Origin of the sequence: Paenibacillus amylolyticus, assembly GCF_051136285.1 — a bacterium.
GTDB lineage: Bacteria > Bacillota > Bacilli > Paenibacillales > Paenibacillaceae > Paenibacillus > Paenibacillus amylolyticus_F.
Genome location: NZ_CP194938.1, coordinates 2,368,055 through 2,391,863 on the forward strand (window position 1 = coordinate 2,368,055; position 23,809 = coordinate 2,391,863).

23 protein-coding genes are annotated in these 23,809 nt (G+C 46.8%); 12 read left to right on the plus strand and 11 right to left on the minus strand.

From position 1 onward, the window contains the following. Window positions 1-709 precede the first annotated feature (709 nt). The 3 genes from ACR8BL_RS10580 to ACR8BL_RS10590 all read left to right on the plus strand — a co-directional run bounded on the left by ACR8BL_RS10580 (window position 710) and on the right by ACR8BL_RS10590 (window position 3,605). A complete protein-coding gene (locus ACR8BL_RS10580) occupies window positions 710-1,150 on the plus strand; it encodes a helix-turn-helix domain-containing protein (protein WP_434752572.1) in 441 nt (146 codons plus the stop codon). 46 nt (window positions 1,151-1,196) lie between these two features. After that, entirely contained in the window at window positions 1,197-1,613 is a 417-nt protein-coding gene (locus ACR8BL_RS10585; protein ID WP_434752573.1) for an ImmA/IrrE family metallo-endopeptidase, read from the plus strand. A 174-nt stretch (window positions 1,614-1,787) separates the two neighbouring features. Next, window positions 1,788-3,605 (plus strand): 5'-nucleotidase C-terminal domain-containing protein, encoded by a 1,818-nt coding sequence (locus ACR8BL_RS10590; RefSeq protein ID WP_434752574.1) that lies wholly within the window; start codon window positions 1,788-1,790, stop codon window positions 3,603-3,605. Between the two features lie 589 nt (window positions 3,606-4,194). Here the strand turns inward: ACR8BL_RS10590 and ACR8BL_RS10595 are convergent. Then, complete coding sequence (locus ACR8BL_RS10595; RefSeq protein WP_434756669.1) at window positions 4,195-5,931, minus strand: proline--tRNA ligase; 1,737 nt, start codon at window positions 5,929-5,931, stop codon at window positions 4,195-4,197. 548 nt (window positions 5,932-6,479) lie between these two features. Between ACR8BL_RS10595 and ACR8BL_RS10600 the strand changes: the two genes are divergently transcribed. After that, complete coding sequence (locus ACR8BL_RS10600; protein ID WP_434758351.1) at window positions 6,480-7,154, plus strand: exonuclease domain-containing protein; 675 nt, start codon at window positions 6,480-6,482, stop codon at window positions 7,152-7,154. 34 nt (window positions 7,155-7,188) lie between these two features. Here the strand turns inward: ACR8BL_RS10600 and ACR8BL_RS10605 are convergent, their stop codons facing one another. The 3 genes from ACR8BL_RS10605 to ACR8BL_RS10615 all read right to left on the minus strand — a co-directional run bounded on the left by ACR8BL_RS10605 (window position 7,189) and on the right by ACR8BL_RS10615 (window position 9,398). Then, window positions 7,189-8,160: a helix-turn-helix transcriptional regulator gene (locus ACR8BL_RS10605; protein WP_434756721.1), complete on the minus strand. Its 972-nt coding sequence runs from the start codon at window positions 8,158-8,160 to the stop codon at window positions 7,189-7,191. A 155-nt stretch (window positions 8,161-8,315) separates the two neighbouring features. Further along, window positions 8,316-9,023, minus strand: coding sequence for a hypothetical protein (locus ACR8BL_RS10610; protein WP_434752578.1), 708 nt, complete (start codon window positions 9,021-9,023; stop codon window positions 8,316-8,318). Window positions 9,024-9,230: 207 nt separating this feature from the next. After that, window positions 9,231-9,398, minus strand: coding sequence for a hypothetical protein (locus ACR8BL_RS10615; RefSeq protein WP_434752579.1), 168 nt, complete (start codon window positions 9,396-9,398; stop codon window positions 9,231-9,233). A gap of 328 nt (window positions 9,399-9,726) precedes the next feature. Between ACR8BL_RS10615 and ACR8BL_RS10620 the strand changes: the two genes are divergently transcribed. The 6 genes from ACR8BL_RS10620 (at window position 9,727) to queF (ending at window position 14,022) form a co-directional block, all read left to right on the plus strand. Then, complete coding sequence (locus tag ACR8BL_RS10620) at window positions 9,727-10,182, plus strand: hypothetical protein (protein WP_434752580.1); 456 nt, start codon at window positions 9,727-9,729, stop codon at window positions 10,180-10,182. A gap of 18 nt (window positions 10,183-10,200) precedes the next feature. Beyond that, on the plus strand, window positions 10,201-10,905 hold the full coding sequence (locus ACR8BL_RS10625) for an AIM24 family protein (protein ID WP_434752581.1): 705 nt from the start codon (window positions 10,201-10,203) through the stop codon (window positions 10,903-10,905). 536 nt (window positions 10,906-11,441) lie between these two features. Continuing rightward, the gene (queC, locus tag ACR8BL_RS10630; protein ID WP_434753076.1) at window positions 11,442-12,131 is read left to right on the plus strand and encodes a 7-cyano-7-deazaguanine synthase QueC; all 690 of its coding nucleotides are present in this window, start codon (window positions 11,442-11,444) and stop codon (window positions 12,129-12,131) included. Continuing rightward, the gene (queD, locus tag ACR8BL_RS10635; RefSeq protein WP_434753077.1) at window positions 12,131-12,622 is read left to right on the plus strand and encodes a 6-carboxytetrahydropterin synthase QueD; all 492 of its coding nucleotides are present in this window, start codon (window positions 12,131-12,133) and stop codon (window positions 12,620-12,622) included. Before queC ends, queD begins: the two co-directional genes overlap by 1 nt. Before the next feature lie 73 nt (window positions 12,623-12,695). Next, the gene (gene queE / locus ACR8BL_RS10640; RefSeq protein WP_434753078.1) at window positions 12,696-13,466 is read left to right on the plus strand and encodes a 7-carboxy-7-deazaguanine synthase QueE; all 771 of its coding nucleotides are present in this window, start codon (window positions 12,696-12,698) and stop codon (window positions 13,464-13,466) included. Between the two features lie 64 nt (window positions 13,467-13,530). Continuing rightward, window positions 13,531-14,022: a preQ(1) synthase gene (queF, locus tag ACR8BL_RS10645; RefSeq protein ID WP_434752582.1), complete on the plus strand. Its 492-nt coding sequence runs from the start codon at window positions 13,531-13,533 to the stop codon at window positions 14,020-14,022. A 346-nt stretch (window positions 14,023-14,368) separates the two neighbouring features. Here the strand turns inward: queF and ACR8BL_RS10650 are convergent, their stop codons facing one another. Then, window positions 14,369-15,223 (minus strand): IS3 family transposase, encoded by an 855-nt coding sequence (locus tag ACR8BL_RS10650; RefSeq protein WP_434752583.1) that lies wholly within the window; start codon window positions 15,221-15,223, stop codon window positions 14,369-14,371. Continuing rightward, a complete protein-coding gene (locus ACR8BL_RS10655) occupies window positions 15,175-15,522 on the minus strand; it encodes a transposase (protein WP_434752584.1) in 348 nt (115 codons plus the stop codon). Before ACR8BL_RS10655 ends, ACR8BL_RS10650 begins: the two co-directional genes overlap by 49 nt. Window positions 15,523-15,825: 303 nt before the next feature. Here ACR8BL_RS10655 and ACR8BL_RS10660 point away from each other — a divergent pair, with 303 nt between their 5' ends. Next, complete coding sequence (locus ACR8BL_RS10660; protein WP_434752586.1) at window positions 15,826-17,100, plus strand: MFS transporter; 1,275 nt, start codon at window positions 15,826-15,828, stop codon at window positions 17,098-17,100. A 121-nt stretch (window positions 17,101-17,221) separates the two neighbouring features. Here ACR8BL_RS10660 and ACR8BL_RS10665 read toward each other — a convergent pair whose 3' ends face one another. Continuing rightward, the gene (locus ACR8BL_RS10665) at window positions 17,222-18,070 is read right to left on the minus strand and encodes an EcsC family protein (RefSeq protein ID WP_434752587.1); all 849 of its coding nucleotides are present in this window, start codon (window positions 18,068-18,070) and stop codon (window positions 17,222-17,224) included. 629 nt (window positions 18,071-18,699) lie between these two features. Further along, window positions 18,700-19,680, minus strand: a complete 981-nt coding sequence (locus tag ACR8BL_RS10670; protein ID WP_434752588.1) for a glycoside hydrolase family 43 protein — start codon at window positions 19,678-19,680, stop codon at window positions 18,700-18,702. Between the two features lie 42 nt (window positions 19,681-19,722). On the opposite strand from ACR8BL_RS10670, the gene ACR8BL_RS10675 reads away from it, so the two are divergent. After that, window positions 19,723-19,977 carry a hypothetical protein gene (locus ACR8BL_RS10675; RefSeq protein WP_434752589.1) on the plus strand — a complete coding sequence of 85 codons (255 nt, stop codon included), beginning with the start codon at window positions 19,723-19,725 and terminating at the stop codon, window positions 19,975-19,977. Between the two features lie 367 nt (window positions 19,978-20,344). Here ACR8BL_RS10675 and ACR8BL_RS10680 read toward each other — a convergent pair whose 3' ends face one another. The 3 genes from ACR8BL_RS10680 to ACR8BL_RS10690 all read right to left on the minus strand — a co-directional run bounded on the left by ACR8BL_RS10680 (window position 20,345) and on the right by ACR8BL_RS10690 (window position 23,676). Beyond that, a complete protein-coding gene (locus ACR8BL_RS10680; protein WP_434756722.1) occupies window positions 20,345-21,757 on the minus strand; it encodes an arabinan endo-1,5-alpha-L-arabinosidase in 1,413 nt (470 codons plus the stop codon). A gap of 158 nt (window positions 21,758-21,915) precedes the next feature. Beyond that, window positions 21,916-22,758 carry a carbohydrate ABC transporter permease gene (locus ACR8BL_RS10685; RefSeq protein ID WP_434752590.1) on the minus strand — a complete coding sequence of 281 codons (843 nt, stop codon included), beginning with the start codon at window positions 22,756-22,758 and terminating at the stop codon, window positions 21,916-21,918. A gap of 27 nt (window positions 22,759-22,785) precedes the next feature. Continuing rightward, window positions 22,786-23,676, minus strand: coding sequence for a carbohydrate ABC transporter permease (locus tag ACR8BL_RS10690; protein ID WP_342554581.1), 891 nt, complete (start codon window positions 23,674-23,676; stop codon window positions 22,786-22,788). Window positions 23,677-23,809: the final 133 nt, after the last annotated feature.

The following is a 23,809-nucleotide window of genomic DNA, read 5'->3' on the forward strand; positions in this document are numbered from 1 at the left end:
TCTCATCTGATTTTTGACGATTCATGTTCATGCTCACGTTCATATACTCTTGCTCTTGCACTCGCTCTTCTCATCCCATCTTCTAGCGAAGACAGTCTCCTATATAGAATTGTTCCGATTCTCCAAATCTTAACGGTTTTTATTATTTTCTTTTGTTGCCTTTTGGAAACGAGTCACTGTTTACGTTTTGTTCGTATTTTGTTCGTATTTCTGCTTTAGGATACCACTTTCTGGAGAATAGAGTAAACCTTCATTTTGGGTCATTTAGCCGATAAAATAAAACCTTCCCTCTCATTTTCTATACCTTTTGGCATAATTGTTTCATATCTCTTTACCTAATGGTATATATACGATATAGTACAGATAATTACTGAACTCGTATAAGTCATTTGTTTTTTATAAAGAAGTCCATGGCTCTGGAATGACTCCACGTTGGCAGGCGCACAGACATAGTGCAGGAGGCGGAATCAATTCTGTAGAAGCGGAGCGTTCGCCTAAAAGCTTTCTGCAAGAAAGCTACTTCGGAAGCATACGCTTATCACCGGATTTCTCCCTTTAAGGAGAAATGACAGGAAATCCGGGGATAACAGCGATCAAAAGAATGATCCGTATCCGGAACGGGCAAGTTTGCAGAACGTCACATGAGCAGAATAACGGACTTCTTTATAATCACAAGCACTTATGACGAGTCGAAGGAGATGCATGAATTGTGGAGCACGCTTTTGGTCCTTATATGAAACAGCTGCGAGAGCAACAAGGATTCAGCATCAACCAGCTTGCCGAAGCAGCTGGAATAAGCAATTCACAGATTTCACGGATTGAAAATGGTGTACGTGGCATACCTAAACCAGCAACCATCCGCAAGATCTCCGATGCACTTGCCGTACCCTACTCAGATATGATGAAACAGGCGGGTTATATGGAAACAGGGCAGGATGCGAACCAGCAGGACGTACCGGAATGGGCGACGTACAAAGATCGCCGTGACTTCAAAAAAATGTTGGAGGATGATGATGACCTGATGTTCGACGGCATCCCGCTGGATGAAGAGGACAAGAAACGAATCAAGGACGTGCTGACAGGTTTGTTCTGGGAAGCCAAACAGATGAACAAACGGAAAAAGCCAGGCGAATCGGATCAACGCCCATGAGGCCAGGACGCGAGTTCAAACTTATTGAAACTGCAGGTGAGATCATATGGATGACATCGTAACCAAGCTGATTCGAAAACACCGAACCAATTGCCCATTCAGCATTGCCCGGGCTGTAGGGATACAGATTCGTTTTACCAATCTGGGCAAATCGACCAAAGGGCTGTATTTCCGTAAACTTCGTCGCAGATTTATTGTAATACACAATGACTTACCGCCTGAATGGCAGCGATTTGTCTGTGCTCATGAACTGGGTCATGACAGGCTACACAAAGGAATTAACCGTTTCTTCCTGGAGGAACATTCCTACTTTGCTCCAGGCAAACTGGAGAGACAAGCCAATCGGTTTGCCATTCAGTTACTGACTGCTGGCATCACACCAGAGCCAGATGAATCTCTTGAGAAATTTTGCTTGCGTACCGGACTGCCGCGTGAAGCGCAGCATTTTTTTTACACCATTTAAGAACATACGTTCTTTATTCGAGGTTTTACACTAGATTTCCAATCGCAGCTTATGTCACTTTCAGGTTACTTATTTTTACTCAAATCACGAGATTTCCTTATCATAGTCTGATAAAATACTACATGAGCTGTGCAAACGCTCTAATAGATTACTATTTTGGGAGGTTTCGGATTAATGAAAAAAGCGAAACATGTGGTTTCACTTCTGCTAACGGTTTGTTTACTGTTTGGCAGTGTAGGCATTGCGGCGGCAGCAACAGATTCCGCTCCAGGCACAGGCAAACACATTACTATCCTACATACCAATGACATGCATGCTCGTGCAGTTGAACAATCACCTGCTATGGGTTTTGCCAAAGTCGCAGGAATCGTTGACAAATATCGCAGCGAAAATCCAAATACCCTCTTGCTGGATGCGGGTGATGCGGTACACGGTACCACATTTGCTACACTTGTCAGAGGTGAAAGCATTGCACAGGTTATGAACGAAATCGGTTATCAGGCGATGGTACCAGGTAACCATGAATTCAACTATGGCTCGGAGCGTCTTGTTGAGCTGTCGAAGATGATGAAATTCCCTATGCTCAGTGCAAATGTGAAGAAAAAAGATGGAACTCGACTCTTCGAACCTTACCTGATCAAAGAGATTGATGGCGTGAAAATCGGGATTATCACCTTGACTACACCGGAAACGATGTATAAAACGAACCCGAAAAACGTAGAAGGCCTTCAAATTACAGATCCTTCTGCAGAAGCTAAAGTGCTCGTGAATGAAATTCGGAGCAAAGTTGATGTTGTCGTTGTTCTTGGACACCTTGGACAAGATGTTTCCAGTACCGACACAAGCTTCAAAGTCGTTAAAGACGTGCCAGGCATTGATGTGTTCATCGATGGACACAGCCATACCGTATTGAAAGACGGACTTGTCTCTGATCATGGAACCTTGATCGCAAGTGCAGGTGAATATACCAATTATGTAGGTCTCATTGACCTGTGGGTAGACGGTGGCAAAGTCTCCAAGAAAACAGCAACATTAATTGATGAAACCAAAGCCAAAGACATTAAACCAAACGAGAAAGTTGCAACTCTCGTAAGTTCCATTCAGAAAAAACAAGAACCGATACTGAAAGAAGAAGTAGCAAATACCGCTGTTCTGCTGGACGGCAAACGTGAACAAGTACGCGCAGGCGAAACCAATCTCGGCGACTTGCTGGCGGACGCAATCCGCGATGTCAGCAAAGCCGATATCGCTTTAACTAACGGCGGTGGCATTCGTTCTTCTATTGAAAAAGGCATCGTAACCAAGGGTGATGTTATTACCGTTCTTCCTTTTGGCAATCAAGTCGTAACCCTTGAAGTCAAAGGTTCCGATGTGCTCACAGCGTTGGAGAACGGCGTAGGCTCCTACCCGGAACCAAGTGGCGGATTCCCACAAGTATCTGGAATCACGTTCAAAATTGACGCCACTGCTCCAAAAGGCAGCCGTGTTCATTCCGTTATGGTCGGCGACAAAGCTCTTGATCCAGCAGCAACCTACACTCTCGCAACCAATGATTTCACAGCTGTCGGCGGTGATGAGTACACGATGTTCGCCAAATATCCAACAATCGGTATGTACGGTGCACTTGATGAGGCCTTGATCAACTACATGCAGAAGCTTGGTGCAGTAAATATCCAAACCGACGGCCGCATCAGTGAAGGCAAGAAAGCTGCTGCCCAGCCGGAAGTGCCGGGTACTGAAACTCCGGCTCCTGTTCCAGCACCGACACCAACCAAACCTCAACCAGAGAAACCGAAGCCGGAGAAACCGGTCAAACCAGCACCGGGGAAGCCAGCTCCAGCTAAATTGCATATTGTAAAATCAGGAGAATCTCTGTACTCGATTTCCAAACAATATGGTACAACATGGCAGTCACTGCAAAAGCTCAATAAAATCAAGAATCCACACCGGATTTATCCAGGTCAAACCTTGAAATTGCCTGTGGCTTCTTAATCCATAGCAACATCAACTAAACTAGAAAAGGGAGTCCCTTATCCAGACTACTGGCTAAAGGACTCCCTTTTATTTCGTTTGTATTTCGTTTGCATTTGGAACTTCGCTCGGCGAAGTCTCTTTTGAAAATCATGGAACTCAACCTTGTACCCGGATTGCAAACAAAATTAAAAATAAATCTCTTGCATGTAGCTTACAGCTTCAAATAGGGTGTGCGCCCCATGCTGAACTAGAACATATATGCCTGTAATATCCGTCCTCATGCGATTTACCGTTCCAATAAGCATAACAGATTTCAAATCCGTTTTGCGTACTTCCACTCGAATCACTTCATATCTCCAAACTTATCGTAGGTTTATGAGCAGAAGAGCAATTAAATCGATCTCTATTATTCAGCTATAGTCACTTGGTATGATCATTTTCTGAGATTGGATTCTTTTGTACTTCCAGAGTCCCTATTTCCCTAAAAAATCTGGCACATTCAGCTAAAAAATAAAGATCGACATAATATTCAGTCCTATTATATATATCGATGTCATTTTGCCCGTAATAAAACGGATTTGCATCGCCTCTTATGTTATTTCCAAGCTTAAACTCGCCGAATTTGCTCTGCCACATAACGCACAGCTTCCTGTGCTGACATGCGGATCCGCTTCGTTTCACCTGAAACAGCAAGCATATGAGATCCCAGCTCAACTTGTTCTTCAGCTGCCCCTCTGCCCACGACAATCTGTACAGGCAGTCCAATTAATTCAGCATCTTTGAATTTTACGCCCGGGCGTTCATCCCGATCATCAACGAGCACGCGGAAGCCACCATCCAGCAGCTGTTGTTCAAGTTCAAGAACAAGCTTTTGTTGATGCTCATCCTTCCAGCTTACCGGAATGAGATGTACATCATAAGGTGCCACAGACACAGGCCACTGGATGCCGTCCTCCGTTGCATACTGTTCAGCAATAGCTGCCATTAAACGGGACACACCTATGCCGTAACATCCCATCACAGGTGCACACTGACGGCCATTACGATCCAGGAAAGAGGCACCCATGGCATCACTGTACTTTGTACCCAATTTGAAAATGTGTCCCACTTCAATGCCCCTGGTGAACACGAGCGGTTCACCACAGGATACGCAACGATCTCCTTCAGCCGCAAAACGAATGCGTTCGACTTGATCCAGCGCAAAATCAGTACCTGGGCGTACACCTGACAGATGTTTATCAACCTCATTCGCTCCGGTTATTGCCTGCTTCATGGCGGCAACATCAGCATCTACCACTATCCGCAGTCCAAGCCCTACAGGCCCAAGATAACCGACGGTAAGATTGGAATGTGTAGCCATAGCTGCATCGTCTGCCAAAATCACTTCCTCCGCGCCAAGCACTTGTTTCAAGGCAATATCGTTCAATTCATGATCCCCGCGGACAAGTACCGCAACAAGCTCACCATCAGCCACAAAGAGCAGTGTCTTGATCATCTCTTCTGCCTTCTTACCCAAGAAAGAGCATAGCTCCGTGATCGTACGAACGCCTGGTGTCGCAATCCGTAACACTCCTGTACCCTCACTTGTTTCTTTTTCTTCCGTGAGGACGGCGGACCGGGCAGGTCGAAACGCTGCCTTCTCCAGGTTCGCAGCGTAACCACAATGTTTACATGTCACAATTGTATCTTCTCCTACATCGGCCAGAGCCATGAACTCGTGTGTCTCTCCTTGTCCACCAATGGTTCCCGCATCCGCTTCAACCCGGATATAATCCAGACCACAGCGTTCCAAAATACGACTATATGCCGTATTCATTGCCTGATAGGTGTGATCCAGTTCATCCCAATCCGAAGCAAAGGAATAGGCATCCTTCATGATAAATTCCCGTCCACGTAACAATCCAAAACGCGGACGACGCTCATCCCTGAACTTGGTTCCGATCTGATACAACGTAAATGGCAGCTTACGGTAAGAGTTGACCTCGTCACGGACTAACGAAGTAACCACTTCCTCATGGGTGGGGCCAAGCGCGAACTCTCTCGTATGTCGATCCTTTAACCGCATTAGCTCAGGGCCATACTGTGTGTATCTGCCGGATTCCTCCCACAATTCGGCTGGCTGCATAATCGGCAACAGCACCTCCTGGCATCCGGCACGATCCATCTCCTCCCGTACGATGCGCTCAACGTTAAGAAGTACACGTCGCCCAAGAGGTAAATAACTGTATATCCCCGCTGCCAGCTGACGGATCATTCCCGAGCGCAATAACCAGCGATGCCCGGCTGCATCAGCCTCCGCCGGTGCTTCACGTAATGTTGGAACAAGCATTTCACTTTGGCGCATCTTAAATACACTCCTTGTTTATCAGATGGACATGTCCTGAATATATCAGGGCTTAAACGCAAAAAGACACATTCGTCAAGGGACGAATGTGTCGTGGTACCACCCTTATTTAACTGCATACGGTCTCTTTCACATCTCGCGTACAGGCATGCAATCCTATAGGGTATAACGGACCCTTCCGGCGCAGGTTACATCCCGTAATTACACGGACAATCTCCGGCGCAGCTGGTAAGGTAGGAATTACGTAGCAGCAACAGGAATGTTACACCCATCCATTCCCTCTCTGTTGAAGCGGACTTACGTAATCATGTCCTCAGTAAACGCTTTTCTTCATTTTTGATCACATTAGAACATTTACACGAACTTGTCAATAAATACAATTAAGCGAATTTGTCAATCAACACACTTCGGCCACGAGTCTTCAACGAATTCCACAACAATAGCTGACACGGCTCCGGGTTCGCTGTAGAATAGAGAAATAACATTTTGAGGATCGAAATTACGGCCCCTGAATGAATACTTGTATCCTTGATAAAGGAGTTTCTCTTATGCCCTATATTATATATGATCTTGAGTTTACCGTAAGTCGAAATACACGTTACTCTTCCGAAATCATTGATATCGGTGCCGTCAAAGTAAGCCAGGACGAAAATACAGGTCTTACGGTTACCGACACCTTTCATACGTATGTTCGTCCATCCAATAAATCCGTCCTGTCCACCGACACTGTTCAATTTACTGGCATCACCCAAAAGGACATCGATGCAGCCCCTCTTTTCCCGGCAGCGCTGAGTCAATTCATTAACTGGATGGGCACTGAACCTTATTATATGTGCTCATGGGGGCCGGATGACCGCAATAAACTCATCTCCCATTGTCGTACGCATCAGCTGGATGTGGCCTGGATTACCAATCATAACGACTTACAGCAGCAATGGTCGCGGGCCATGCACACGGAAGGAAAGTTCCGACAACTAGGACTTGCCCAGGCTCTTGAACTCTGTGGAATTGAATTCGATGGGACACAACACCGTGCTCTGGATGATGCCATCAATACAGCTAAAGTGTTTATTCACCAATTCCACCAGTTCAAACTGGAAAGCAACTGCGCAGCAGATGATGAAGGTGTTACCTCCAAAGTCGTTTATTCCAGTGCTGTGGATGATGAAGAACAGGAATCACCGTTTGGCAATCTTGCCAATCTGTTCAAAAAAAAAGAATAAGTATTACTCCGGCTCTGAATCTGCATCTTAACGTTTATTTCTGGCTGTACACTTGTAGCCAGCGTTCCAAATGTTCTTTCATAAGAGCGCGGAAATGTTCCGGTTCAAGGATCTCCGCCTGCGATCCGTACTTGGATATCCATACAAATAATTCCTCAACATTAAATATTACAGTTTCAAACAATAGGGTACCTTCAGGCTCTATTGTCAGGACGGGGCGCACAAAAAAGCGTTCTTGCATCACGCGCTCCACAACAAGGGAAGAAAATCGGATTTTGATCGCATCGCCATCGGTACTTCCTTTCGTTGTCCATGGAGCACGGAAATATGATTCGATCAAATATTCATTTTTGCGGAAGGTACGTGGCATAATTCGTAAGTTGTGCAATCGATTTACCTGGAATGTTCTCATCCTCTCGGAGAGATGACAATAGGCTAACAGATCAAATTGATATTCCCGAGGTATAAGACAATACGGATCAAAGCGTATCATCCCCATTTCTCCCTGAGATAAATAATTCCCTTCAATGCTGTTTAGTGAGATTCCGGCTTGAAGCAATGTAAGGAGGGCATGACTCGGTTCATCCCCCTCATTATTTTGCCAAACGGTGGCTCCCTCTTTAAACATTCCTCTAATCTGCTCGCCCCATTCCACTCGCTCGGTCCTGTCTTTTTGGCTTGAAGCAATCACTTTTTCATAGGCACTCTCAAAAGCGGGTTTTAACAGTGGACGAATATCGTCCATAACGTCTGTAAGCTGCATGAAAGCTTGAGCTTCCTCGTCAGACCAATTCAGCGGATACATGGCAAAATGGCTGATGAACATGTACCCTCTTCCGTGTCCCATATTGGCAATCGGGATGTGCATTGCGCTGAGGGCCTCCATGTCGCGGTATATCGTCCTTTCCGTTGTCTCGCATCGCTCGGCAAGTTCCCGGGCCAGAATACCTGGCTTGGCTTGCACCAGCGTAATAATGCGCATTAATCGGATTAGTCGGTCTGTCATTTTGCCAGGCCCTCCATGATGTTGTTTCAAATAGTATGATACAGCTCCATCCATGACTAATATAGTATTGATATATACATTCGACTTATAGTTGAACTACACCTTCAAAACATATGTAAACTCGTTCTCTCAGTATGTTTACAACCTTGGTTGCGTTATCCTTCACCCGACATTGCTCTTGCACGATTTCGGTGACTAGCAGTAAACGTAATCCCATAGTGGTAACGAAGCTTCTCGATAATCTCGGCTTCTGTGTAATAATCCAGATCCTCTTTCCGTGCTGCTTCAATGAGTAGTCCATCGGCATGACGACGCAGCATGTCACTGCCTTCCTGGGTACGGCCTCGTTCATAAGCACGTAGAGCCTGTTTGAGTAATGGTACGGTTTCATTCAATTTAATCGTTTTCTCGACTTTCGGATCTTCTGGCTGCCTTAGCATGCCCAAGTGACTTGTATACTGAATGTAAAGCTGTTCCCTGCGAAGAAGCACACGCTGACTTTGTTTTAACTTACGTGTACTCCAATAGGCAGAACATATCGCTGTTTTTCCTGAGAGATTGGGTCCTACGGCGAATTCCAGCAGGATCTGCTTGCTCTCCCCCTTGTATACATCACCAAGTCTAAGCACCCAGCCGATATCTGTTTCTTTGGATCGGCACCCATAAATGCCTTTAAGCTGAACGCCATGTTCCGGTTTGAGCAATAGTTCTAAATCTCTCGACATGATTTTGGGTGCTATTTTCCTAAGTCTTTTGGCAGGGGATCCATAACGCCACTCTACCATCATATATACGGGATCGGCTCCCCCTGTCGGTATGGCCTCTTTATTCCACGAATAAGATACTTCAAAGACTGAGTTCACTGGTAGTCTCTCCCCCGATTTATGTGTATTATCTTCTAAGTTAGCAGGGTGAATGGACACTATATTGTCACGGAACATATGTTCTCATTACTTTTTTCCATTATATTAGTTTTATCCCCCTTAATACGCCTAGAAGCGACAATAAACGACGAAAAAGCCTGGCTATTAGCCAAGCTTTCCACATCCTTCTCTATAACAAGTCCCAACTTAAACGGCCCGATGATTCCGCTCCATTTTGTGCATGTATTGCACACTTTCCGTTTCAGCAACTGGTGCATAAGTTATGCTGTCAATAATCAGTTTGCGTCCGACTGGCTCGCCATTTAAAGTAATCATAATCGTTTTTGTTGAGGTACTCTGGTTTGATGCGTACATATTATTCTACTCCTTCGTTTTACGATCTTATTTCAAATTAAATATATTAGTTTAAGCATTATATTGCATGTTTGTGAACAGGATATACCCGGAACGGAAGTTTAACTTTATGTTTGCTCTGTCCGGGGTACTGCTATCCTTGTATTACCCATTGATTTTTAGAATTAAACATTTGTTTTTTCAATCTTTGTTGACCATTTCGGGTAATAAAACATAATCCTCTTGAACCCAATGCCCGGTTTTTGACGTATAATGTAAGAGCCGTAATTCAACAAATGACGACGAATTCGGCGATAAATTGATCCTACCGAAGAAAGAGGTGTTACACATGCCAAAATCCATTCAGGGTTATTTCATTCGGGTGTTTGTCACCGCATGTATGCTATTTACTGTCACATTAGCTTCTACTGCAAATGCAGCAAGCGCTAATATATTCTCGGATATTTATAAAGGCTGGGAGCGCGTATCGGAATTGCCTGGGGAAGTGAATGCATTACAGGAAAGTTACAAGCAGACGCTGGAGCAGTTGAACCAAACCTCCGCTCAGCTCGGACAAGCCCAAGCTAATGTCGAAGCATTCAAAGCGCAAAATGATCAACTCCTTGCTCAGAATCAGAAGCTTACTGAAATGGTCAGCAAACTGCAAAATGATCAGGATGCCAGAACAACCACTGCACAGCGAATTCAAACGATGGTGATTACTGTCGTAGCTCTCATATTAGGTTACTTCCTTCTGATTCGCGTGATGCGCTGGGGAATGCGCCGCAGATCCGGCCGAATATAAAAGAACAGGAGCTACTGCATGCACATACATCTGAACCACGCTGAAGCTGGCGGTGCAGGACAAGTGGTCACTTTTTCACTGATCCAGGATGACCGCCTTCATATTCTGCATCCGCAGCAAATCGTCGCTTTTCGCGGACCCGGCAGCAGCAGACAAGATAAATTTATGAATATTTCGGGTATGTATCGCAAAAAAAAACTGATTAAATCCGAAATCACCGGCCCATGCCAGTTTGTGGCTGCCCTTCCTCCAGGATTCACGATGAAAGAAGTGCAGCTTACAGAACACAGTGATCTGCTTTATGATTTTCGCCACTTGTTCTTCTACTCCGACGGTGTGCATATGCAGACCAAAATTCAGAAAATCAAAAATATGCTGATTACCCGAGATGCGGTGAAAATGAAGTTTTCGGGCAAAGGAACGATTGGACTGCTCACGCAAGGCCAAGTATGTCAGCAAGAACTGCACCCCACTGCCCCACTCTATGTGGATGCTGGAAGTGTCATCGCCTATCCCGAAAATGCTCATCTGGAATTAACCGTATACGGAAATAACCTGGCAAGTCAGCATATGAACTACCATTGGAAAATGACGGGACAAGGTACGGTTCTCTTTCAGGCTGGACGAGAAAACTACAGGCTTCAGCAGGACATGAATGACGATGGGCTATTCAAACGCATTTTAAAGGAAGTTATTCCGTTTGGTAACATCATTATTAAGTAGGACGTGTCTTGAAACCTACTGAAGCGCATCTTTCACCGCCTTTTCGCCCCCTGCTGCGTCAGTTTCCCTTGACGTGCCCCGGCACGCCTGCAGAAAACTTCCTTGCTTGGAACGAAAATTCAGCAAAATCTGCCTTCTTCAGAGTTTTCAGACACGCCCTAATTTTGGAATCTATTAAAAATAGGCGTTCGGCTTATGATATGGTATACTGTACCCGGACAATTAAAGAAGAAAATCCATGCCTAGGGCATGGGAGAGGTTCGCGAACTCCCTCTACAAGACTTGACCTGTGTATGGTCGCTACAGTCTTGCGTACAGATTAACGTGACCACATAGAGCCTTTGCAGGCTGACGTATTAACGTTATCATGATGTACGTAAAAAACTAAGGACACTTGCTTATAACAGCTTTTTTTGAAGTTGTTATTGAGAAGGTGTGTTTTTTGATGGATGCCAGTTCATGAACTTCTCTGTTCTTCCGACATTCCTTGCTTCATTGCAGGGGTGATCTCAAGAAGATGGAGAGGTTTTTTTATGTTGAACGAAGAAAAAGCGGTTGTTGTATTCAGCGGCGGTCAGGACAGCACAACTTGTCTGTTCTGGGCAAAAAAACAATTTGCCGAAGTTGAAGTGGTTACCTTTGATTATGGGCAGCGCCATAAACTGGAGATTGAATGCGCAGCAGCTATTGCGAAGGATCTGGGCGTGCAGCAGACTGTACTGGATATGAGCTTGCTTAACCAACTTGCTCCGAATGCGCTCACACGTTCTGACGTGGAAATTACTCATGAAGAAGGTGAACTGCCAAGTACGTTTGTGGATGGACGAAATTTGCTGTTCCTGAGCTTTGCTGCGATTTTGGCAAAACAAAAAGGCGCTCGTCACCTGGTTACAGGTGTCTGCGAGACGGACTTCAGCGGATATCCCGATTGCCGGGATTCATTTGTAAAGTCAATGAACGTGACTCTTAATCTGTCGATGGATTATCCATTTGTCATTCATACTCCATTGATGTGGCTGGACAAAGCCGAAACGTGGAAAATGGCCGATGAACTCGGTGCTTTCGATTATGTGCGTGAACGTACTTTGACCTGTTACAACGGTGTTATCGGTGACGGATGCGGCGAATGCCCTGCTTGTAAGCTACGTAAAGCCGGGCTGGATCGTTATGTTCAGGAGCGTACAGTTACTCATTCGAGTACGTCCTCCACTGGAGTGGACGCATGATGAGAGAGCCTGGAACGTTTCGAATTGTTGAACGGTTGCAGCGGATCGATCAGGATATCTTGCCCACGCAGTTAAGATATCATCGCAAACGTGTGCTGGTCAGTAAAGAATTCACCTTTGATGCCGCGCATCATCTGCACTGTTATGAAGGCAAGTGCAAAAATCTGCACGGACATACGTATAAAGTGGTTTTTGGCATCAGCGGTTATCCGGATGAAACCGGGCTGACAGTTGATTTTGGACATATCAAGGACATCTGGAAAACCCGCATTGAAGGGTATCTGGATCATCAATATTTGAATGAGACCTTACCTCTCATGAATACAACGGCTGAAAACATGGTCGTTTGGCTGTTCGAACAAATGGAACATGCTCTGCAGACGGAGCCTTATGCCGGACTCACGGACGGCGCCCGCACCGAATTTGTACGGCTCTTCGAAACGCCAACCAGTTATGCCGAAGCGAGACGGGAGTGGATGATCGATGAGTAGTATACAAGATCAGAAGCAAGTCAAAAGCACAGTCGCAGTTGACTTGTATACGGATGTTCTCGGGCAGGACAAAATGGATGCGAATATCCTATCCACACCACCCGTTCGCGCGGGGGAAGCGCGTATCCCCGTCATGGAGGTTTTTGGCCCGACCGTTCAAGGCGAAGGCATGGTCATCGGGCAAAAAACAATGTTTGTGCGCACCGCGGGCTGCGATTATCGCTGCTCCTGGTGCGACTCGGCCTTTACCTGGGACGGCAGCGGCAAGGACCAGATTCGCATGTTGACGCCGGAGGCGGTATGGGATGAACTGCGCCGCCTGGGCGGCACGCGTTTCTCCCATGTGACCCTCTCCGGCGGCAATCCCGCCCTGCTGGCCTCGCTGGGCGGGCTGGTTGCCCTGCTGCGTGAGCACGGCGTCCGCACCGCGGTGGAGACGCAGGGCTCACGCTGGCAGTCATGGCTGGCAGACGTTGACGAAGTCACCGTCTCGCCCAAGCCACCCAGCTCAGGCATGGACACCGACTGGGCTGTGCTGGACGATGTAATCAGCCGCCTGGCTGCTGGCCCTGCGGATCGAAGCCATAGTCTGAAGATCGTGATCTTCGATCAGACAGACCTGGATTACGCCCGCCGTGTGCATGCACGGTATCCGGGCACGGCTTTATTTTTACAAACGGGGAACCCGGATGTTTCTTCGGCGGACACGCCAGATCTGGCGGCTTCCCTACTGGAGCGTTACGAGTGGCTTATTGATCAGATAAGTGCCTCGGACGATCTGAATGACGTGCGCGTACTTCCGCAGCTTCATACGCTGGTATGGGGTAATAAACGCGGGGTCTAAATATATACGAGATGATAATATGAGGCCTGCGGCTTCGATTGAATAAGAGGAGTGTTTGTACCCTATGAGACAACCTGATGAGATGCAAGATGTAACATTGCTGGGTAACCAGAATGTGAGATATACGTTTGAGTATGATCCGGGTATTCTGGAGAGCTTTGATAACAAGCATCCGTACCGTGATTATTTTGTAAAATTCAACTGCCCGGAGTTCACCAGTCTGTGCCCGATTACGGGTCAACCAGACTTTGCAACGATCTACATCAGCTATATTCCCGATATCAAAATGGTTGAGAGCAAGTCGCTCAAGCTATACCTGTTCAGCTTCCGCAACCACGGCGATTTCCACGAGGACTGCGTGAACATTATTATGAACGATCTGATCAAGCTGATGGACCCGCGTTTTATTGAAGTTTGGGGCAAGTTCACCCCGCGCGGCGGCATCTCTATCGATCCGTACACCAACTACGGCAAACCGGGAACAAAATACGAGCAAATGGCCGAGCACCGCATGATGAATCATGACATGAACCCGGAGACGATTGATAATCGTTAATTTGAATCGGTAGATACTATTAATAGCGGGACTCTTCAAGGTTAAAGCGGTTCTGCTTTCACGGTTTGAAACGATGAATTCTGGATTATCTTTACAATGATTTTAACGTTCAACCTTGAAGAAATGAGTGCGAATCGGATCAAAAGTCAGTATTGTACATGTGGAGTTTTGGGAAATGTTGTGATAAACTGTAGTCAACAAGGATAAAATAAAAAGAGTAAGGATGCGTCAACATCCTCACTCTTTTACAACAGCCGCTTTCAAGGGCGGTGGCTGTAACCGGTAACTGAAATAGACCATTACCTTAGTGGTCGAGACCCCATTTAATAGACATTGAAAAAAGACCCTAGGCTATAAACTGCTTCCGGAACTCTACCGGAGGCAGTTTATTTAGTTTTCGTTGTGGTCGATGTTGGTTGTAAAAATGGATATACGCTTCAATTCGCCTTTGTGCCTCGTCCATATTTCGGATATCATAAGGATAGAGTCCTTCCGTTTTGAGATGCGAGAAGAAACTCTCCATCGAGGCATTGTCATAACAATTCCCTCGGCGAGACATGCTGATTTGGGCGCCAACCTTTGGCAGCATGTCGTGGTAGGCATAAGACGTGTACTGGAATCCCTGATCGCTGTGAACGATCAGTCCCGTCACGTCTTTTGTCTTGTTAAAAGCATTCTCAAAGGTCTGTAAAACCAGCAGATTGTCGTTTTTATGACTCATTTGATAGGCTACAATCTCATTATTAAATAGATCTTTCACGGCAGAGTGGTAGATCCATGACTCACCTACACGGAATTGAGTGACGTCCGTAACCCATTTTTGGTTCGCTCTATCTGCTTTAAAGTCGCGCTTCAGCAGGTTTTTGGCAACGCGTCCTTCAGTTGAAGAAGTGTAGTTACAGCGATGCTTACGCCGAATTCGTGATCGGATTCCAAGCGTCTGCATGAGCCGTAGCACTTTCTTATGATTCATCCAGACCCCGTGATCCTGTAGCAAAAACAACTGAATCTGGCGGTAGCCATACACTCCGTTGTATTGGTCGTAAACCTTTTGTACAAGTGCCTTGTCCGTTTGATCACGATCTTGACCTTTGCGTTTGAGATAAGCATAGTAGCCGCTTCTAGAGACCCCAAAAATCTTGCAAAGTGCGCTCACTGGATACTCTTTTGCGGCTTTCTCGACGCTAATATATCTTTGCATTTCATCTCCTGCATCCAGATTTCCAAGCACTTTTTTAGCATTTCATTTTCTCGTTTCAGCCGCCTCAACTGTCTGTCTTGGTCAACATATTCCTCTCGTCTTCCCCGATGATCGATGAGTCCAAACTCACCGGATTCCTTGTACTTCTTCATCCAATCTTTGAGACGATGTCTGTCTTTCATGCCAAACTTCTCCATGATTCTGCGATACGTCCAGCCCTCCACCAAGTGAAGATGTATCGCTTCCATCTTTAACTCGAAGGAATACTGTTTAAACTTCTGACCTTTAACTGCTGGCATAAAAAATGCACCCCTTAGAATTTCATCGGATAAACCAGGGGTTTAATCCAATGTCTATTCTAAGGGGTGCACTTCATAGTCGGGGCGGTCTATTTCTTTTTGTTTTGATTATTCAATGCAATGACGATCGTTAAGACCAGTACTCTCATCGTTTGCACCATTATAATGATTTCATTACCATTTCCCTGCTGTTCCCCTTGTCGGTCGATCCGATCTGTCCTATTATGTAACAATATGCTTAATTGCATATAATCTAACATTAGGCGCTGATCCCTCGTGACCGCGACCAAAGGAGAACTGATCATGTCTGTACAAACCACATTAGCCAAGGACGCCGCTGCGCGTTCGAAAGCCCCACCCGGATTGGATGCCCAAAGCACCGTATACCGGATACTCATTGCCATCAGTCTGGTGCATCTGTTCAACGATTCCATTCAGTCTGTAATTCCGGCAATATTCCCTATTTTAAAAGATTCCATGCATCTAACTTACACACAAATTGGCTGGATCGCCTTTGCGATCAACTTTACTGCCTCGATTATGCAGCCTGTTGTCGGCTGGTTTGCTGATAAAAAACCAACCCCGTCGATCCTGCCCATCGGCATGGGCTTCACGTTCACAGGTATGCTTCTGCTGGCCTTTGCTGACAGTTATACAATGGTGCTTATCTCTGTTATTTTTGTCGGACTTGGCTCCGCCGCTTTCCATCCGGAAGGCTCACGGGTATCCCATATGGCTGCAGGCCCGCGCCGTGGATTAGCACAATCTATCTTTCAGGTGGGCGGTAATGCTGGACAATCACTTGCGCCACTGCTAACCCGCTGGATTTTCATACCATTTGGGCTGTTCGGTGCCATCGGCTTTACTGGTATTGCCGCGATGGGAATTGCCGTACAACTCTATGTCGCACGTTGGTATGGGCACATGCTGCAATCAGGTGCGTACCTGCGTAAACAGGCCGCGGCCCGCCGCGCTCCCAACCCAGCGTTGCGTAAGAAAATTACGGCGGCAATTACGATCCTGATTCTGCTCGTATTTGTCCGTTCCTGGTACGTGGCTTCCATCGGCAGCTTTTACGCCTTTAACTTGAAAGATACGTTTGCCTTGTCCACAGAGGACGCACAAATTTATATTTTCCTGTTCCTGGCTGCCGGCGCACTAGGTACGTTCTTTGGTGGCCCGCTCGCAGACCGATTTGGCAAACGCAACATGATTTTTCTGTCCATGGCTGGAGCCGCACCGCTGGCATTGTTGTTACCTTATGCCAACCTGTTCTGGACGGGCGTCTTACTGACAATTATCGGCTTTATCATGTTATCCAGCTTCTCTGTAACTGTGGTGTACGCTCAGATGCTCATTCCGGGTAAAATCGGAACGGTTTCCGGTCTGATTACTGGCCTTGCCTTTGGCATGGGAGGTCTTGGCGCGCTGGTGCTCGGCAACTGGATTGACGTTTTCGGCGTTTCACCAGTCATGCAGTTATGTAGCTTTTTACCGCTAATCGGTATCTTCACCTTCTTGCTACCATCGGATAAGCTGCTCCATCGTTGGGCACAAGAAAACGGGAGTGAGGAGTAGGTTCGTTTACCATTTACTGTTCATGAGTAGAAATACAAAGGGCTCCTGTCCATGTCTGAATAATCCAGACTGGCAGGGGCCTTTTCTAACCGTAATACACACCAAGCAACGTACGGCAGATTTATTTTAAACGCTGCAAAACCAGACGTTTTTTATACAGCATTTTACCTGCCTCGGCCACGTCCTGAATTGTATTTTTGTTGCTAACTGACCCGAAGATCATGCCCGCAATGGGTACCAACTGGAACAGCTTTTTCCAACCAAAAGATTCACTGTAGGAATTAAACACTTCGCGCCATCCCTGCATTTGAGAAATCACCTCAACTTGTTTATCCGGGTTATCGTAGTCTGCGAGTTCTTCAATGATGGCTTTCTTGCCTACAATATCGGCAGAAGAGAATTGCAGACATTTCACAATAAAGATGCGCTCCAGTGGATCATTGGGATCATAACCATAACACAGTGCCATTTCTTGCAGCACTTTTAGCGAAAGCCCCATAACAAGCGGGATGTCCGCAGCGATCGTGACGATGCCGCCAAAACCTGTCGCAGCTCCTTGTGCTGCAGCAAACTTGCTTCGACTTTCAGTGATGTTACCCGCTACACGGTCGAGCACTTCAAGCGGTAATTTTTCTACACCAGGAATTTTTGCTGTATTCTCTGTAACTGCGTCCGGCTCCAATCGGTAGATGTAATCGGATGTCATGGAATAACCTGAGCGCTCGGCTTCCTCTTGCAGGAGCTTGGCTACTTTTTTCTTCTGAACAAGAAACTGGCCACCCGTTTGCATATACTGGCCCACTTCGTTAAGCGAGTCACCGATCTTCTGTTTAATCGCCTTGGGCATCACTTTATCCAACATGGCAAATGGCAAGCGCCCAATCTTGTCCCATATGAACAGATCCTTCTGTTCCTTCTCCCATTTTAAAATCTGTTCAAGCTCCCCATCCAGTATCTCGCGTGATTCCATATAAGATCCTCCTAAAGGTTGTAATGTTAGCCCAAAATTGAAAACAACTTCGCTTTTTCTCAGCTTAAGACATCTTAACGAAACAGTCGAAATGTGTTAGAAACCGTTTAGATATTGAGAGGTTTTTGGTTTTGGATTTGGTTTTGGCCTTTTCCCACACCCTTATAAGTCTAACGATCTCAGATGAGCTTATTTAATCAATATCGAGCTTGCTGGAATTGTAACGATCACCAGAAACCTTATTTCGCTGAGAACGCATAATAAACGGCCATTTTCAAAGCAAATTTCCGAAATAAGCTTTCCTGAGATCGTTAGAAAATAAAACTGTGCAATATCGTCAAAATAGCGTTTCTGGGGATTGTTAGATCATTGTCCACCGAAATCAAGGCTTTGAAGCAAAGGTGACAAGATAATTCCGTCTGAATAGTTTGAATTGGTTTTTCGCTGTAATTGTTTACGTTGCTATCTGTCTTTGGTTGCTTTCATCACCCAGACTTTCTTCATTCAGTTTTCTATCTCCAAGTTTTTCACACAACCCTTCCTTAAATCATACATATCAAAAAGAGCCCTTCGCCAGCATGGTCTGCTAACAAAAGACTCTCATCTCTGATTCTATATCCAAAATGAAACTACTTCACCTCTGCTACGGACTGGCCATCGGGAACCGGAATTCCAAAATTCGGCGTTCCATCTTCATTCCAATGAATGATCTGTGCGCGAGCATGACGGTTCGGATCGTATAGCGGATCTCCCTCAATCTCTTTGTAGTTGCGCGCATGATAGATCAGAATATCGGTTTTTCCGTCTGGAGAAACGGTAAAGCTGTTATGTCCGGGTCCATATTGCCCGTTCGCTTCACAAGTCTGGAATACCGGCTTGGGTGACTTCACCCAACTCGCCGGATCAAGCAGATCGGCATCTTCATCCGACGTGAGCAGTCCCATGCAATAATGATGATCGGTTGCACTGGCTGAGTAGCTGATAAACAGACGACCATTCCGATGCAGCACGGCTGCTCCTTCGTTTACTTTAAAGCCGATGATCTCCCAATCGTATTCCGGTGTAGCGATCATAACCTGTTCACCGCGCAGCGTCCACGGATTTTCCATCTCGCAGATATAAAGGTTCGAATTGCCGTCAATGCTCGGGTCTTTCTGTGCCCAGACCAGATAACGAATGCCTTTGTGTTCAAATGTCGTGGCGTCCAGCGCAAAGCTTTCCCATTTAGTCCGAATCTGGCCCTTTTCCTCCCACTTTCCTTCAAGCGGGTTAGCAGAATCGTTCTCCAGCACGTACATGCGATGATCGAACAAACCATCGTTGGTTTCACTGGTATGCGCTGCCGCGAAGTATATGTACCATTTGCCATCGATAAAATGAATTTCGGGTGCCCAGATGTTAGCACTCATTGGCCCTGTCTCCCGTTTTGTCCAAGCGGTTACTGGCTCAGCACCTTTCAAAGCCTCCAGCGTTTCTGCGCGGCGAATTTCAATCCGGTCAAAGGCTGGTACGGAAGCAGAAAAATAATAGTAACCGTCCGTATGACGATACACCCAGGGGTCAGCACGCTGCTCCAGCATGGGATTGGAAAATGTAATGGAATTGGTCATGGGAATGAACCCCTTTCATATATGTTTGTATGGCTTGAATCTATGATGTGGCTGAGTGAAATATGGAAAGCAGGGCTGGAGGGGCACAGCGGACGTTCGTGGGTGGCAGGGCCTTGGTGCTCTCCTTGCCCTCCGATTTCTTCCATTCCCCGCTTCTGGCGGTGGAAATCGGATGCCAAACTCGCACTCACGGCTCCTTCTTCCCTCTCACTGCTTGTGCCACTTCGCGCTGGTTGCTCACGATATTCTCGCTCGCTGGCACACATCGGGCTTCGAGCCTTTAGGTTGGCTCGATAGCTTGGGGCGTTGACCGCTTTGCCGGGTCAACGCGCCCCTTGGCAGTGCTCGGGCACAGCGGACGTTCGCGGGTGGCAGGGCCTTGGTGCTCTCCTTGCCCTGCGATTTCTTCCATTCCCCGCTTCTGGCGGTGGAAATCGGATGCCAAACTCGCACTCGCGGCTCCTTTCTCCCCCTCACTGCTGGTGCCCCCGGCGAGCTGCTCACGATATTCTCGCTCGCTGGCACACATCGGGCTTCGAGCCTTTAGGTTGGCTCGATGGTTGGTGGTGTTGACCGCTTGGCTGGGTCAACGCGCCCCTTGGCAGTGCTCGGGCACAGCGGACGTTCGCAAGCGGCAGGGCCTTGGTACTCTCAGGTCAGCGGCCTACTTCTCAGCTGCGCTGATTTGTTTGCCCCAGACCGCAATGCCGCGGTCGTTCAGGCCGGTGACTACCAGCGCAGGCTGACTTCGCTCCCAATCCCAGGATGGGAGCAGCTTCAGCTCTTCCGTGGAAGCGCCGCCCCATGGGCTTTCCTTCCACGTCAGCGTTAACGTTTGCTTGCCATCAAATGTCCAGGTGCCTGAGCCGTTCTCGCTTTCGATTTTGCCTTTGCTGGTAAGTGTATACGGTACAGCCTGCACCTGTCCGTTCACAGACGGATCAAGCGCCATACCCTCCCACGTTCCGGCAATCATCCATGGTGGAATGTCTTGCGCGGTCTCTCCAGCATAACGTTCAGGTGACACAACAGGCCAGCCGTCCTTCGTCCATAGCATTTTGCGTACATGCAGATACGGCCAGTTTTTATCGGTCTCTCCCCGTGCATGATGCACGATGTAATAATCGTCGCCATCCTTCAGCACCGAATTATGTCCTGGAGCAACCCAGCCCTCACCCTCGGTGAATCGATATCCGCCCAAAATTTTGGTGCCAATTTCATACTGTGGCAGATGCTCCGTATCCAACATCTTGTTTCCATTAATATCCGTATAAGGCCCGGTAATAGAGTCGGCTCGAGCCACCCGCACGTTATAGTCTTCGAACAGGGAATCATAGGAGACGAATAAATAGTATTTTTGAAACTCGGGATTATACACAATATACGGGCCCTCGACTGCTCCCTCTTCGGTTGCACGATCCCTTGCTGCAATGGGGGTACCATACCCCTCTTCCTTGAACTTGCCCGTACCCGGGTCAAGCGGTGCAATATAGATTCCGTCAAAAAATGAACCATATACCATCCACGGCTCGCCTAAGGCATCCAATACCGGATTCGCATCAATAGCATTTAGTCCGTCTTTTTCCTGACCAGCCGTCTTCACAACCATTCCTTCATCCTTCCACGGCCCCTCGGGAGATTTGGAGGTTTGCAACCCGATAGCCGACTGTGTGCTGCCAAAACTCGAAGCCGAATAATACAGTCGGTACGTATCCCCCGCTTTGATAATATCCGGTGCCCACAGGTTCGTTGCTCCTGTCCAATCCAGTGCTTCCTTTGGAATGCCGGGCAAGGCCTGCCCCACCCATTTCCAGTTGATCAGATCGTTCGACTTGCGCACCATAACCCCCGGTTTCGGCTCACCTGCTACTCGAACGTCAGTGGAATAGACGTAGTAACCCTGGTCTGTTTTGATTATGGCCGGATCATGTGCATTGTTGACTGTCCACTTGGATTCATCATCCAGAATCGAAAGATCATACATTTTTGGTTCCTGCGGAGCTTCTGGAAAAACCGGAGGTTTCGCCGTATCCCCACCTTCTGCACAGCCTGTCACACCCATAAGCATTAGAAACATGAATGCCACAACTCCCTTCCTCGCCAAGTACCGTTCCTTTGATCCTGTCCAAAACTTAACATATTTCCGTTCTTTTCGCCCTTTTCGTTCTTTCGTTTCACCCCACTCTTCTTTTCGTTCCTTCGGCTCTTCCCACGTTCTCCAACCTTTCATTCCCATCACCCTTTGACCCCTGAAATCGCAACCGACTCGATAATCTGCTTCTGGAAGATCAGGAAAATGATCAGAACAGGCAGCAGTGCCACAATGGACGCCGCCATAATGAGCGGATAATCCGTTTGAATGGCATAGGTCGCGTTAAAGTTAGCAATAACGAGCTGTAACGTCTGTTTTTCAGGTGAATTCAGATAAATAATCGGTGCCAGATAATCATTCCAGATGCCCATGAACCAGAGAATCAGCTGTGCGGCCACGGCAGGTTTGATCAGCGGAAACGTAATGCTTGAATACAACCGGAAGTAGGAGCTTCCATCAATTTTCGCCGCCTCAATGATTGCATCCGGTACACTAAGAAGGTATTGCCGCAGGAAAAAGATCATAATGACATTCCCGAACAGCCCCGGAACAATGAGCGGCAGCAAGGTGTCCACCCAGCCCAGCTTCGAGAACATCATAAATTGTGGAATCATGACCGTTGGATACGGAATCATCATCGAGGCCAGCAGAGCGAGAAACAGTTTATTTTTATGCGGAAATCTTAATTTGGCAAAAGCAAATGCAGCGAGACTCGATGTAAATGTGCCCACAACCGTCACACTAAGGGCTATAATGAGACTGTTTTTGATACCACTGAGCAGCGGGCCAGCTTCCCAGATCTCTTTATATTTATCGAACCGAAATACTTCCGGAATCCAGACCGGCGGCAGCGCGAATACATCCTGCTTCTCCTTGAGCGAGGTGGACAACATCCAGAGCAAAGGCGCAATCATCGCAATCGCACCAATGGACAGAACGATAAATATAATAGAATTGGTTACTTTCCTTCTTTGACTATGAGACATCTTCCGTTACACTCCTCTCCTCGCCCATTAATCCCCGTCGTAGGCTGATCTTTCGTTAAGTTTGAATTGTACAAGCGTAATCACAAAGATGAAGATACCCAGAATCATAGCCATCGCTGAAGCGTAACCCATCTGCAGGTTGCTAAAGGCCTTTTGCCAGATATAAAAGACGATCGAAGCCGATGCATATTCCGGCCCACCTGTCGGTGTCATGATGTTCATCTCGGTGAAGATTTGCGAACCTCCAATGATATTCGTCACCACGAGGAAAAAGGTTACTGGTTTCACCATTGGCCAGGTGATATTGCGAAAAATCTGAAATCCATTCGCGCCGTCCAGCTCGGCGGCCTCGTAATAGGTACGGGATACACTTTGCAGTGCCGCCAGATATAACAACATCGTATAACCGAGACCTTTCCAGACGGTCATAATGATCAGCGCGGGTTTCACCGTATCTTTGTTAGCCAGCCAATTGGGTCCTTTAATACCAAACAGATCAAGGAACTGGTTCACCAGACCATAGTCTCCGTTGTACGCCCAGTTCCACATGATCGATACCGCCGCCAAGGAAGAAATAACCGGTATGTAATAGATCACACGAAAAGTCGTTGTACCTGGAATTTTACGATTTAGTCCCATTGCAAGTAATAGTGCCAGCAACAGACCAATTGGAATACCAAGCATCAGGTAAAACGTATTAAACATGGCCTTGTAAAAAAGATCATCGGTCAACAAATCCTTAAAGTTGGCAAGCCCGATAAAGTTCATCTGCCCAAGTCCGTCCCAATCGGTGAACGAACCATAGAGAGAATAAAGGAATGGGAACAATACAAAGATCAGCAGCCCCAGAATGGGCGGCAAAATAAACAAGTATCCATACATCATCTCTTTGCGATACAAACTCGATTTCGTATTCACGTGTTCACCCCTGTTTCTAAGATCAGCATGTGGCATACATCGATTGGCCTTTTTGAATGATTACTTCTGCTCTGTTCCGGTCAATACATGCCACATGCTCGTATGGAATCTGGAGATAAAATTAAACTAAACG